We start from the raw sequence: 12,024 nt of genomic DNA, 5'->3' as shown, positions 1-12,024 counted from the left end.
TTGAGCTGGATCACAGTTTCATCGACGGCGACGTGATCCGGGTTTGCACCGTCAAGCGGCTGTAAATCGGCCTTCTGCACCCAGTTGTGAACGGTGGTGCGACAGCGGTCGACACCCAATTCACCGAGGATCGTGACGGTATCCGACAGCGAAAGCCCAGCCAGATGGAGTTGGATACCGAGCTTCATCGCCGACTCGGGTGTCGCCTCTCGCTCCATAAAATCTAACTCGAAGCCGTCGCTACCACCGGTGAGGCGGGCGGTTTCGAGCATAGACCACTCAAAGATCGTCCCGCCTCACCCTTCATCCTTATCTGAACACCGCCACCACCACAGCCAGAAATCCCTCGGCCGCTCTCGCTTATAAACAGGATGTATAGGTGCAGACGCTGCTGTGATTGACCGCACCGCAAACACCCAGAAAGCCCTCGGCCGCTCGCGGTCGCTGAGCGACATATCCGCGCCTCTCCGCACGGCCCGGCGCGGATAGGGGTCGACTCAGCGACTCCCCCTTCGGCGCGACCGGCCGTCGCCCTTTCAGTCCGCCAGGACCGCAACACCACCGCAACTGCGACCGCACAGCTGCCGCAAGCCTCAGGCCACCCCAGCCTCGACCGGGGCGCGCCGGTCCCGCACCGCCTCGGCGCGCCACCGGCCTCCCTCGCACGCGTTGCTCGCGCGCGCCGGCCGCCCCGCACCGCACGCCGGAAAGCCGCCGCGCGTCGGCAGCGATCCAGCCGCCGCGAACGACGCCCGGCCACCACTCCCGGGCGGGACTGAAAGGGGCAGCCGCTGAGCGGGACGCCCTGCGAAGCAAGCACCGCAATCAACGAGCGACCGAAGGGAGCGAGTTGGTGAGGAGCGCAGCGAGCAGCGCGACCGGTCAGCGGCTGGGGCTTTCAAGATGTGCTGAGTGGTGTCTCTGGACACGGTTCCTACCCTTATTTATAAGCACGAGCGCTCGTCACCCGTGTTTCCCGAGCGACGACGAGCACCGTCGCCGCCGTCGCGGGAGTATACAAAGCCCAACCTAATGACCACGAGAAAAACCGAAAAAGAACCGCTAGTAACCGAAAATCAGCGCTCTTCGGAGTCGAGCACGCGGATCTGGTCGCCGCGGACCGTCACCGGAATCGGGACCGTCGCCTCGTACAGCTCGACGGTCACCTGGTCTTTGCCCTCGTCGATGCGCTGGACGCGGGCCTTCTCGCCCTTGAACGGGCCGGCGATGAGCTCGACGATGTCGCCCTCCGCGATGCCCTCGACGTCGGGCGTCGGCGAGAGGAAGTGCTCGACTTCGGAGAACCCGCTCTCAGCGGGGCCATCGGAGCCCGAGATGACGCCGTTCGCGTGCGGGATCTCGTCGAGGATGCGGGCGAACACGTTGCCGTCCTCGGCCTCGACCATCACGTAGCTCGTGAGCTGGTCGGGCGCGAGGACGGCGTGGATCTCCGGCATCTCCTTCTCGGCGATCATGTCGGCGACCGTGCGCTCCTGGCTCGCGGTGGTCTTGACGGAGTAGATACCCATCAGACACCAACCCCGGGCAGGAAGCTCATGACGGTGAAGATCAGGAAGCCGAGGAAGCCGATCAGGAGGATCCCGGCACCGGCGATCTTCGACACCTGGAGGAACTCCTCGGTGCTGGGGGTGCTCGCCAGCTTCAGCACCCGAATGTAACTGTTGAGATCGTACGGAACGTCCATGTTAGCCGTAGCTAATCGGCGAGGCGTTTTTTATGTTATCATCTGGGCGTGACGTATGCCAACAGTCAGGATACACTCGGCACTGGTGCGTGAACCAACTCCGACCGGGAGGAAACGAAACGGAGGCGACGCCGATTACTCGACGTAGTCGATGTCCTCGAGCTTCTTCTCCGCTTTCGCCTGGGCCGCCTCGTTGCGGCCGTAGATCTGCGGCGACTCGACGCCGGTGACGACGATCATCGTGCGCATCTGGCCCTCGATCTCCTCGTCGACGGACGTACCCCAGATGATGCGCGCGTCGGGGTCGATCCGGTCGTAGATCTCCTCGACGACGCCCTCGGCCTCCTCGATGGACATGTCCGTCCCGCCGGTGACGTTCACCAGCGCGGAGTTCGCGCCGGAGATGTCGACGTCGAGCAGCGGCGAGCGGAGGGCGCTCTTGACGGAGTCTTGCGCCTTCGACTCGGAGTCGGACTCCCCGAGGCCGATCATCGCGACGCCGCCCTTCTCCATCACGGTGCGAACGTCCGCGAAGTCGAGGTTGACCAGCCCGGGCTTCGTGATCAGCTCGGTGATGCCCTTCACCGAGCGCATCAGCACCTCGTCGGAGACCTTGAACGCCTGGCGGACAGGGAGCTTCCCGACCGAGTCCAGCAGGCGGTCGTTCGGCACGACGATGACGGTGTCGGAGACGTCGCGGAGGCGCTCGAGGCCGGCTTCCGCGTTCGTCCGGCGGACCTCGCCCTCGGCCGTGAACGGCGTCGTGACGATGGCGATGGTGAGCGCGCCCGACTCGCGGGCGGCCTTGGCGACGACCGGCGCGGAGCCGGTGCCCGTGCCGCCGCCGAGGCCGGCGGTGACGAACACCATGTCCGAGCCCTCGATCGAGTCGTAGATCTCCTCCTGGCTCTCGAGGGCGGCCTCCTCGCCGACCTGCGGGAGCGACCCGGCACCGCGTCCCTGGGTCTTCTGCTGGCCCATCAGGATCTTGGTGTCGGCATCGATGTTCACGAGGTGCTGGACGTCGGTGTTGGCGGCGACGAGCTTCGCGCCGTGGATCCCCTCCTCCTTCATCCGGTTGACCGTGTTGCCGCCGGCGCCACCGCAGCCGACGACCGTGATATTGGTCTGGAGATCCTGCAGAACGTCCTGTAGTTCCTCGTCGGTCATCTTCCCGGTCTGCGGCGCGGCGTCGGCGGCCCCAGCGCCGGGTTCCCCACCGAGCTCCCCGGACCCCTCGTCGGACCCGGACTCCTCGGCCTCGTCGATAGCATCCTCCACGATAGAGTCCATTATGGCGTCGTTTTCCTGCCCGTGCCTATTTATCTTTCCCCCTGCGTCAGACGGGGGTATGACGCTTCTTGCGGCCTATTCTTGCGCTTCCGGCGACCGGGGCAGCGGGAATCGCTCCTCCTGTTCCCGTCGGACGTCCTCCGGATCGACCGTCTTGCGGTCCAGCTCGACGGATTCGCCGGACGCGAGCCGCCCGAACTTCGGCCCCTCCGGGACGCCCCATTTCGCCGCAAGCGCGGGGTCGAACGCCTCCTCGCGAGCGACGACGACCTCGTCCTGCACTGTCACCGCGTCGTACTTCCGGCGGAGGATCGACGCGAGTGCCTCGACGAGGGCCACCCACGCCGCGTCGTCCGGGAACGCCGCACGTCCCGTCGCACGCGACCCAGCTTGCTCGGTTTCGAAGGCCACGGTCGTAGCTTCGACGACCTCGCGGACCGCGTCCGGGTCGATCCCCTGCGCGTTCGCGAGGAGCTCGTCGGGTAGCTCGCGGAGGACGAACGTCTCGCTCGCGGTCGCGTCGTTCCCGACGTCCGGTACCACGGCCCCGAACCGAAGTCCGTCGGCGACGGTCGCGATCGCGTCCTCGACAGCTTCGACGAGCGCGAGCGGGCGCTCGCCGACCTCGTTCACCCACGTCTCGCCGACGACGCGGTAGCCGAGGTCCTCGACGGTCTCCGTCAGCTCCGGTTTCTCGCCCTCGACGACGGCGTACTCGGCCGCGCTGGCGTCGAACGCGCGTTCGAGGACGTCTCGGTTTGCCTCGGGCGCGCCCATCTCCGCGAGCTGCCAGTCCGCGCCGATGTGGCCGACGCCCCACGCCGTCTCCTCGACGATGCGCGTGAAGCGCGGGACGTAGTGGCCGCCGCCGAAGCCGACGACGTGCCGCCGCCGCCCGTCGTCACCGACGACGTCCGGCCCCTTGCCCTCCAGGTCGAGCACGGCCTCGGCGACGGCGCGAGCCCCCTCGACGTCGTCCCACTGCTGGTCGCCGGAGCCGAGCTCCGCGAACAGCGAGGGGACGGCCGTGTCGCTGGGCCCGTGGTGGGTACACTCGATGCCGACGTCGTACCGCTCCGGGGCGTGTGCCGCGAAGCGCTCGACGAGCTGCTTCTGGGCGTTCGGCGCCGCCCGGGCCATCTCGCCGTCGCTGCCGCCGTACTCCGCCGGGCCGAAGTTGCCCGTGAAGTGGGCGGTGAGCAGCGCGCCCGTTTCGCCCGAATGGCGGGAGACGAACACGAGCACGTCGATGGCGGGGTCCGCCTCGTCGCCGCCGTCGCTGCCGGCACCGCCGCTTCCGCCGAACGCGGGCGTCGGGTCACCGAGGTAAATGTGGAGGTCCTCGAACGTGCGCAGCTCGAACCCCTCGCGCCGGTAGAAGGTCCCGCCACCCTCGGCGTCCGGCCGCTCGGCGTCCTCGTGTTCCGCCCAGTCCGCGACCTGTAGCAGTTGCTGGCCGATGTGTTCCGAGGCTCGATCCGCACGACTGACGACGATCCCGATCACTGCCCGTCACTCCGCGCCCGCGAACCGAATAGGCGTCGGTTTCGACGGAAACCGGTTGAGGTCGAGTTCGCCGAGACGAACGCGGTTACGACGTGAACTTCCGGATCGTCGCGAATCCTTTGTCGCGCAGCCAGTCCGGGACGAACCGCCCGAGGACGCCGATGCGGGCGGCCAGGCCGGGCTGGTAGCGGGCGTTCGGCTTCGTCGAACTCGCCGCGTTCAGCACCTCCTCGGCGACGCGCTCCGGTTCGACCGCGCCGACGCCGCCGCCACCGATCGCCTCGGTGTCCTCGAAGATGTCGTAGAAGGCCTCGTAGGCGCCCGAGCGGTCGAGGCCGCCATCGTCGGTCGTCTCGCCGTCCTCGTCATCCGTGACGACCTCGTCGCGAGCCCGGGCCGAGAAGTCCGTCTTCACCGGGCCGGGTTCGACGAGCACGACGTCGATGCCGTACTCGTCGACCTCCGCGCGCAGCGCGTCCGACATCGCCTCCAGGGCGAACTTCGACCCGCAGTAGACGCCGCCGGTGGGGAAGGAGACGCGCCCGGCGACCGAGGACAGGTTGATTATCGTCCCGTCGCGCTCGCGGCGCATGTGCGGGAGCACGGCGCGCGTGAGCCGATGGGGGCCGTAGACGTTCACGTCGAACTGGTCGTGCACCTTCTCGACCGGCACGTCCTCGATGGGGCCGAACTGGCCGTAGCCAGCGTTGTTGACGAGGCAGTCGATCGCGCCCTCCTCGTCGAGGATGCGGTCGACGACGCGGTCGACGTCGTCCTGTTCGGTCACGTCGAGCGTCGCGAGTTCGCAGCCTTCCTCCCCGAGCGTCTGGATGTCCGCGGGGTTTCGCGCCGTCGCGTAGACGGTCCAGCCTTCGTCGTTGAAGGCTCGGGCCGTCGCGCGGCCAATTCCCGAGGAGCAGCCGGTGATGAGTACCGTCTTCTGCACGTCTCCCCCCACGACCGCGCCCGACATAACTCCCCGGCTTGTTCGTCCGCGACGGGGCCGGTAGGTGAACTCGGCCGGTCCGCTGGCCAAAATGATTTAACCAGGGAGTATGTACATACTGCCCATATGAAGGAGATAAATGTGAGAGTTTCGGACGAAGTATATTTTGACTTAGTAAAACAGGCAGCTGAGGACCGGAAAGAAGTAAACCAGTATGTAGCCTCTCTTGCGCGAGAGGCGGTTGGCTCCGACCACGATAATCAGCCATACGAAACCTTCACTGAGTTGGTTAGAGATGAATTTGATCTCTCCCCAGGTGGAAAAACCTCTGCGAACGTTCTGGGTGTGGCTAAACGAATGCGAAACGGTCTATCTTGGCAAGATGCTGTCCAAGACCGGGCAAAAGAGTATGCGAAAGGGAATCAAAATATCGAGAGTGCTGAGGTTTACGAGGATACTGTCCGCGACAGCTGCACTCGCAGAGTAGGTTTAAATACGGGCGAGTTTAAGCAGAATGTTCAAAAACTTATTTCAGAGTTTGAAGGGGAAGAACCCGATGAGGGAGATACTTCTACAATCGTTCAGGGCTGGCCCAAGTTATCTAATGGATACGTGAATGGATACGTCGTTCATATAAACAATCACGAAGGCAGAATCAAGACATTTGGCGAGGATGAGAATAAAGATCAGGCTGAGGTAATGGCCGATGTCGTGAACTTCCTAATCAGGGAATACAACTTGATCAATCGGATTTCAATTCCATACGTAGTTAAAAAGAAGGCACTCATCAATAACCAACCAACGTATCCGGACGGTAATGAGAGAATGCGTCACTACAAAGAGCTCTCACGCGGGTTCTATTTGGACACTCATTATAAAAAAGAGGATAAAGTCCGCCGATTAGAAGAACTTGCTTCGGAATGCAACCTCCAAGTGGAATTTGAAGGCGACTGGTAGCCCGGCCTCACGAGATAGAGGTCGGAGAGAATGCCGGAGTGCGAGCAGCACATTGACGTAATCAACCGCATCCTCCGTCACCACGTTCGCAACGATCACAACGTCGCGCTCGGTCGCCCGTAACACCTCGAGAAACCATGTCGGGGGAGGCCACTGGCCACGTAAAAATGGCCCAGGCCTCCCCCGACTATGTCCTTGGTCTCGCCGAGCAAGCCGGCGACATGGAGCGGACGCTCCAAGAAGCCGAGTCGGCGGTGGCGATGTCCATGACGGCCGCGTTGACCGCATAGCCGGCGCCGCCGAGGTAAGTATCCCAGTACGGATGTCACGGCCAAATACGCCGGAACGGAACGCTCCGCGAGGACGGCACCGGCGACCGCGACGTTCTCGTCGCAGTCATCGGGGAGGAACTCTTCGAGGTGGCTCTACGGTAACTCGTCGAGAACATCGTCGATCACAACGAACGGAAGCGGCTTCGGCCTCCGGCTCGTCCGCTGGAGGGTGATGCTCTCCTCTGGCAACCTATCCACTCGGATAGACGGATCACGGGGGAACGTCTTCACGCTCACGCCGCCGGACACGGAGTGAGACATCGTCGCCAGCGGACGCACGGCGGTGGATGGACGCGCTGCCGGCGACTCGCTCGTACCGTCGGCCACTGCGACTGCCGCCCGTCCGACCCATTCAAGGCCGTCGCCGTGAACCATGCCCCATGAGCGATAACGCGGAGCAGGACGTGGAGTCGGGGTCGGCCCCGGAAGGGCAGTCGACCGACGACCGCCGCGAGGCCGCGAAGCGACAGGGAACCCCCGGCAGCGGCGTCACGCCCGACGCAAAGCGCGTCGATCCCGGCGCCCCGGAGGAGTTCGGCCTGGTGCAGGTCTGGTGGGGTGACGGCAAGGGGAAGACGACCGCCGCCCTCGGGATGGGCGCTCGCGCCGCCGGCCACGGCTACCGCGTCCACATGGTCCAGTTCATGAAGGGCGGCGCCGACTCCGTCGAGGACGTGCGCGGCGAGTACAACGCCATCGCCGCGCTCCCCGGGTTCACCTACGAGAACACGGGCCACTACGGCTGGCATGGCATGCGCGACGGCTCCGCGGAGGACGACCACGCGGCGAAGGCGCAGGGCGGCCTCCAGCGGACTCGCGACCTCCTCGACACGGCCCACGAGGCCGACCTCACGAGCCCCTTCCCGCTCGAGGCCGACGCCGACGCCGGGATGCACCTCCTGATCCTCGACGAGATCCTCTACGCCGTCGACAAGGGGCTCGTCGACGAGGAGGCCGTCCTCGACCTGATCGCTGACAAGCCTGACGACCTCGAGCTCGTGCTCACCGGGAGTCACACGAAGCCCGAGTTCCTCTACGACCACGCGGACCTGGTCACCGAGGTTGGCAAGGAGAAGCACCCGATCGGCGAGGGCCAGCGCGCCCGGAAGGGCACCGAGTTCTGACGATGTCGAACGCGATCGGGGACGAGTCGGCCGCGGCGGAGGGCGAACGCGACGGCGATCCCGACGCCCGAACGATCCTCGTCGCGGGGACCGCGAGCCACGTCGGCAAATCCACCGTCGCGACCGGGCTCTGTCGCCTGCTCGCCGACCGCGGCGTCGACGTCGCGCCCTTTAAAGGACAGAACATGTCGAACAACGCTCGCGCGGTACCGAAGGTGACGGCGTCGAGGTCGACCGACCGAAGCCGCGACGAGGTCGCGTTCGGCGAGATCGGCGTCTCGCAGTACGTCCACGCGCAGGCGGCCCGCGTCCGCCCCTCGACCGACCACAACCCCGTCCTCCTCAAACCGCGCGGCGAGGGGGAGTCACAGCTCGTCCTCGATGGCGAAGCAGTCGCGCACTACGCGGCGGGTGACTACTACGAGGAGCACTGGGATCGGGCACGAGCGACGGCCGAGGCGGCCCACGCTCGACTTGCAACGGCTCACGACGTCGTCGTCGCCGAGGGGGCCGGCTCCATCGCCGAGATCAACCTCCAGCACCGCGACATCGCCAACGTCGAGACCGCGCGGTTCGCGGACGCGGACGTCGTCCTCGTCGCCGACATCGAGCGCGGCGGCGTGTTCGCGTCGCTGGTCGGGACCCTCGAACTCCTGCCCGACGACCTCCGCGAGCGCGTCGCCGGCACGGTCATCACGAAGTTCCGGGGCGACGTCGACCTCCTGCAGCCCGGAATCGAGGAGTTCGAGAACCGGACGGGCGTCCCCGTCCTCGGCGTCGTCCCCTACGACGACCCGGGGCTCCCGGCGGAGGACAGCGTTGACCTCCCGGCCGAAGACGAGCGCGCGGTCCGCGGCGCCGACGACGGCGTCGACGCAGAGCAGTCGGTCACCGTCGCCGTCCCACGGCTCCCGCGCGTCTCCAACTTCACCGACCTGGAGCCACTGGCCGCCGAACCGGGCGTGCGCGTCGCGTACGTGCCGCTCGACGCCGACCTCACCGGGGGGAAGGCCGACGCCGACGCTGACGCTGACGCCGTCGTCCTCCCGGGAACGAAGAACACCGTCGACGACCTGCACGCCGCCCGCGAGGCCGGCTTCGGCGAGGAACTCCGCGCGTTCGACGGGCCAGTCGTCGGCCTCTGTGGCGGCTACCAGCTCCTCGGCGAGCGCATCCGGCGGGCCGACGTCGAGAGCGCCAGCGACGACGTTGGCGAGGGGAGCGGAGACAGCACCGTCGCCGGCTTCGGCCTGCTCCCGGTCGAAACCACGTTCAGAGAGCGGAAGCGCGTCGTCGCGACCGAGCTGCGGTTGAACGGCGCCGGCCCGCTGGCGGGCGCTAATGGGGACGTAGCCGGCTACGAGATCCACATGGGCGAGACGCGGGTCGACGGCGACGCCCACGACCTGACGTTCCCCTTCGCGACGGCCGCGGAAAGCCGTGGGCTGGCCGGAGACGACGGCGGCGACGGCGCGGCCCTCGGCGCTGCAACGGACCGCGTCCTCGGAACGTACCTCCACGGACTGTTCGAGAACGAGGTCGCCCGCGACGCGTTCCTCGACCGCGTCTTCGCCCACGCCGGTCGCGATCGACCGACGGGCGAGGAGCGGACCGGAACCGGCTACGACCGCGCCGCCGACCTGCTGCGCGACCACGTCGACCTCGACCCACTCGACTTGCGCTCGTTCGACGCCGGCGACGACGGCGTCGACCGCGGCTGATCGTGTCGGAGCGGAGCGGCCCAAACGGTTTTCGCCGCACCAGTCGTTTCATCGACAGTTCGAAGCTATGAGCAGCGACGACGGGGGCGTCGACCGGGACACCGCTGGCAACGGCGCGAGCGACGCCGCCAGCGCGGGGAGCGGAAGCAGCGCGAGCGAGGCCGACGCCAGCGCCAGCGACGCCAGCGCCAGCGACGCCCGCGCGAGTGCCACGACCGGAAACGGCGAAGCCGGTATCTCACCCGACGCGTCCGGGTACGTCCCCACGGACCTCCCCCCATCCGAAGTCGGCAAGGGGCTGTTCGCCGACGACATGGCCCCGAGCTCGGCGTTCGCGCATCTCTACCGGGGGGAGGTCCACCGAATGAACCGCTGGCGAGTGCGACTCGACCGCACGACGAAGTGGGGCGTCATGATGAGCGCCGCGGTGGTCACCTACGCGTTCTCGAGCAGCACCCAGCCGCACTTCATCGTGCTCATCGGTATCGGGACGCTATTGACGTTTCTCGGGATGGAGGCGCACCGCTACCGCGCCTACGACGTCTGGCGCTCGCGCGTCCGGCTGCTCCAGGAGAACGCCATCGCGCCGGGACTGGACCCGAGCTACGACGTCGACGACGAGAACTGGCGTCGCCAGCTCGCCAGGGACTATCGGAAGCCGGAGGTGAAGATCACGTTCGAGGAGGCGCTCGCCCACCGGCTCCGGCGCGTCTATCTCCCGCTGCTGTTCCTCCTCGTGGCGACGTGGGCCGCACACGTCTCCACATTCGGGAACGGGGGCCTCCCGGAGAGCGCGGCGATCGGGGCCGTTCCGGGCGTCCTGGTGCTCGGAGCCATCGGGACGGTCGTCGGCGGCGCCGTCGTCGTCGCGTTCCGCCCGCGCGAGTGGCAGGCGAAAGGCGAACTGCGGGATCGCAACATCGCCGCCTGGGACGACTGACTCGGGACGAGCCACCCTGATTTCTCTGATCCTCGCGTAATTTTTAACCCGAAGGGGAAGACAACCCGCGTATGGTCGAAGCGTTCGCCGTCGCCAGCGGCAAGGGCGGCACGGGGAAGACGACGAGCACGCTCGCGCTCGGGATGGCGCTGTCCGAGACCCACGACGTGACCGTCGTCGACGCCGATACCGGGATGGCGAACCTCCTGTTCCACGCGGGCCTCGACGACGTCGACGTGACGCTCCACGACCTGCTGGTCGAGGAGACCGGGACGACCGTCGCGGAGGCCACGTACGACCGCTTCGGGCTCTCCGTCGTCCCCTGCGGGACATCGCTGGCGGCGTTCTCGGAGGCCGATCCCGCCCGCCTCCGCGACGTCGTCGCCGACCTCGCGGCGGACACGGACGTCATCCTGCTCGACTCCCCGGCCGCGCTCGGCTCGAAGTCGGCGATCCTCCCCATCGTCCTCGCCGACCGCGTCGTGGTCGTCGTCCAGCCGACGATCCCCGCGCTCTCGGACGGGCTGAAGGTCCAGGAGTACGCCCGGTCGTACGGCACGGACGTCGCTGGCGTGCTGTTCAACAAGGTCCGGGAGCGGGCCGACCGCGTCGCGGAGCAGGCCGAGCGCCGGTTCGGCGGGCAGACCCTCGCGCAGGTCCCCGCCGCGGAGGTCGCTCGCGAGGCACGCCGGGCGGGCAAGCCACTGCTCGCGCACGCGCCCGAGAGCGACGCCGCCGCGGCCTATCGCCGGGCGGCCGCCCGGATCGACGTCCACGACGGCGACGAGCACGGGGTCGCCGACCGGTTCCGGAGCGCCGTCGCCCCCGACACGCCATGAGCGGCGAGACGCCCGACGCGCTTCACATTCCCCGCGGAGAGCTCCTCCGGGCGCGGGTCGTCGAGAGCCCGCAAACCGTCCTCGCGAGCGCGCTCGACCGCGATCTGACGGGCTACGCGACGCTCGTCCCGCAGGACGCGCTGATGCTCGACGGGGACGCCCGCGGCGTCGTGACCTTCGAGGACGGCGTTCCGGTCCTCGCGTACAACACCGCCACCGACAACGGCGGCGCCGACGCGCTCGCGGACCTTGCTGTCCCCGGGCCGTACCGGATCGAGCTCTTCGCGGTCGACGCCGCAGCTCTGGCCGAAGCCCACGACACCCCCGAACTGACCGTCCCGCCGGGGATGCCCGCGGAGGAGCTCGCCGACGCGCCCGACCTCGCCGACGACACCAGGGCCGCGGCGCCGACGGAGCGGCTGGAGACCGACGAGGACGCGAGTGCCGTCGAGTCGTTCCTCGCGGATGGCGACCGCATCGACGCGATCCGCGAGCAGGCCCGCGAGGAGGCCGCCGAGCGGGCCGCGGAGTGGGGACTGGACGACCAGCTCGAGGAGACCGAAGATCCTCTCGAAGAAACAGCAACCGAACTCGCAAGCGCCGACAACTCCGACCAGAACGAGGTCGCGAGCGACGCGCTCGGGACGAGTTCCGAGTGATC

The 12,024-nt window shown here is 67.4% G+C and carries 12 protein-coding genes and 1 pseudogene; 7 read left to right on the top strand and 6 right to left on the bottom strand.

The window, feature by feature from the left end; genetic code table 11:
• The 6 genes and pseudogenes from ACQE3M_RS06470 to ACQE3M_RS06445 all read right to left on the bottom strand — a co-directional run.
• Positions 1-272: pseudogene (locus tag ACQE3M_RS06470) on the bottom strand (IS6 family transposase); the annotation flags it as partial.
• An 804-nt stretch (positions 273-1,076) separates the two neighbouring features.
• Positions 1,077-1,529, bottom strand: coding sequence for a transcription elongation factor Spt5 (locus ACQE3M_RS06465; RefSeq protein WP_430504679.1), 453 nt, complete (start codon positions 1,527-1,529; stop codon positions 1,077-1,079).
• Entirely contained in the window at positions 1,529-1,705 is a 177-nt protein-coding gene (locus ACQE3M_RS06460; protein WP_430504677.1) for a protein translocase SEC61 complex subunit gamma, read from the bottom strand. Before ACQE3M_RS06460 ends, ACQE3M_RS06465 begins: the two co-directional genes overlap by 1 nt.
• Before the next feature lie 135 nt (positions 1,706-1,840).
• Entirely contained in the window at positions 1,841-2,998 is a 1,158-nt protein-coding gene (ftsZ, locus tag ACQE3M_RS06455; protein ID WP_430504675.1) for a cell division protein FtsZ, read from the bottom strand.
• A gap of 75 nt (positions 2,999-3,073) precedes the next feature.
• The gene (locus ACQE3M_RS06450; RefSeq protein WP_430504673.1) at positions 3,074-4,504 is read right to left on the bottom strand and encodes a D-aminoacyl-tRNA deacylase; all 1,431 of its coding nucleotides are present in this window, start codon (positions 4,502-4,504) and stop codon (positions 3,074-3,076) included.
• Between the two features lie 85 nt (positions 4,505-4,589).
• Positions 4,590-5,477, bottom strand: a complete 888-nt coding sequence (locus tag ACQE3M_RS06445; protein WP_430504671.1) for an SDR family oxidoreductase — start codon at positions 5,475-5,477, stop codon at positions 4,590-4,592.
• A gap of 99 nt (positions 5,478-5,576) precedes the next feature.
• Between ACQE3M_RS06445 and ACQE3M_RS06440 the strand changes: the two genes are divergently transcribed.
• The 7 genes from ACQE3M_RS06440 (at position 5,577) to ACQE3M_RS06410 (ending at position 12,022) form a co-directional block, all read left to right on the top strand.
• The gene (locus ACQE3M_RS06440) at positions 5,577-6,407 is read left to right on the top strand and encodes a hypothetical protein (RefSeq protein ID WP_430504669.1); all 831 of its coding nucleotides are present in this window, start codon (positions 5,577-5,579) and stop codon (positions 6,405-6,407) included.
• 137 nt (positions 6,408-6,544) lie between these two features.
• The gene (locus ACQE3M_RS06435; protein ID WP_430504667.1) at positions 6,545-6,697 is read left to right on the top strand and encodes a hypothetical protein; all 153 of its coding nucleotides are present in this window, start codon (positions 6,545-6,547) and stop codon (positions 6,695-6,697) included.
• Between the two features lie 422 nt (positions 6,698-7,119).
• Entirely contained in the window at positions 7,120-7,863 is a 744-nt protein-coding gene (locus tag ACQE3M_RS06430; RefSeq protein WP_430504665.1) for a cob(I)yrinic acid a,c-diamide adenosyltransferase, read from the top strand.
• Between the two features lie 2 nt (positions 7,864-7,865).
• Positions 7,866-9,584: a cobyric acid synthase gene (locus ACQE3M_RS06425; RefSeq protein WP_430504663.1), complete on the top strand. Its 1,719-nt coding sequence runs from the start codon at positions 7,866-7,868 to the stop codon at positions 9,582-9,584.
• Between the two features lie 67 nt (positions 9,585-9,651).
• On the top strand, positions 9,652-10,524 hold the full coding sequence (locus tag ACQE3M_RS06420; protein WP_430504661.1) for a DUF2270 domain-containing protein: 873 nt from the start codon (positions 9,652-9,654) through the stop codon (positions 10,522-10,524).
• 71 nt (positions 10,525-10,595) lie between these two features.
• On the top strand, positions 10,596-11,363 hold the full coding sequence (locus ACQE3M_RS06415) for a nucleotide-binding protein (RefSeq protein ID WP_430504659.1): 768 nt from the start codon (positions 10,596-10,598) through the stop codon (positions 11,361-11,363).
• Positions 11,360-12,022, top strand: coding sequence for a DUF8054 family protein (locus ACQE3M_RS06410; RefSeq protein ID WP_430504657.1), 663 nt, complete (start codon positions 11,360-11,362; stop codon positions 12,020-12,022). Before ACQE3M_RS06415 ends, ACQE3M_RS06410 begins: the two co-directional genes overlap by 4 nt.
• Positions 12,023-12,024: the final 2 nt, after the last annotated feature.

The sequence above is a fragment of the Halosubterraneus shenae genome (genome assembly GCF_050510935.1).
In the GTDB taxonomy this organism is placed as follows: Archaea; Halobacteriota; Halobacteria; order Halobacteriales; family Haloferacaceae; genus JBDGPU01.
This window is presented reverse-complemented; position numbering and strand designations above follow the sequence as displayed.

What these genes read in the sequence shown, in the direction of transcription:
- ACQE3M_RS06465 (WP_430504679.1), bottom strand. Translation starts at nt 1,529, where the DNA reads ATGGGTATCTACTCCGTCAAGACCACCGCGAGCCAGGAGCGCACGGTC.
- ACQE3M_RS06460 (WP_430504677.1), bottom strand. Translation starts at nt 1,705, where the DNA reads ATGGACGTTCCGTACGATCTCAACAGTTACATTCGGGTGCTGAAGCTG.
- ftsZ (WP_430504675.1), bottom strand. Translation starts at nt 2,998, where the DNA reads ATGGACTCTATCGTGGAGGATGCTATCGACGAGGCCGAGGAGTCCGGG.
- ACQE3M_RS06445 (WP_430504671.1), bottom strand. Translation starts at nt 5,477, where the DNA reads ATGTCGGGCGCGGTCGTGGGGGGAGACGTGCAGAAGACGGTACTCATC.
- ACQE3M_RS06440 (WP_430504669.1), top strand. Translation starts at nt 5,577, where the DNA reads ATGAAGGAGATAAATGTGAGAGTTTCGGACGAAGTATATTTTGACTTA.
- ACQE3M_RS06435 (WP_430504667.1), top strand. Translation starts at nt 6,545, where the DNA reads ATGTCGGGGGAGGCCACTGGCCACGTAAAAATGGCCCAGGCCTCCCCC.
- ACQE3M_RS06430 (WP_430504665.1), top strand. Translation starts at nt 7,120, where the DNA reads ATGAGCGATAACGCGGAGCAGGACGTGGAGTCGGGGTCGGCCCCGGAA.
- ACQE3M_RS06425 (WP_430504663.1), top strand. Translation starts at nt 7,866, where the DNA reads ATGTCGAACGCGATCGGGGACGAGTCGGCCGCGGCGGAGGGCGAACGC.
- ACQE3M_RS06420 (WP_430504661.1), top strand. Translation starts at nt 9,652, where the DNA reads ATGAGCAGCGACGACGGGGGCGTCGACCGGGACACCGCTGGCAACGGC.
- ACQE3M_RS06415 (WP_430504659.1), top strand. Translation starts at nt 10,596, where the DNA reads ATGGTCGAAGCGTTCGCCGTCGCCAGCGGCAAGGGCGGCACGGGGAAG.
- ACQE3M_RS06410 (WP_430504657.1), top strand. Translation starts at nt 11,360, where the DNA reads ATGAGCGGCGAGACGCCCGACGCGCTTCACATTCCCCGCGGAGAGCTC.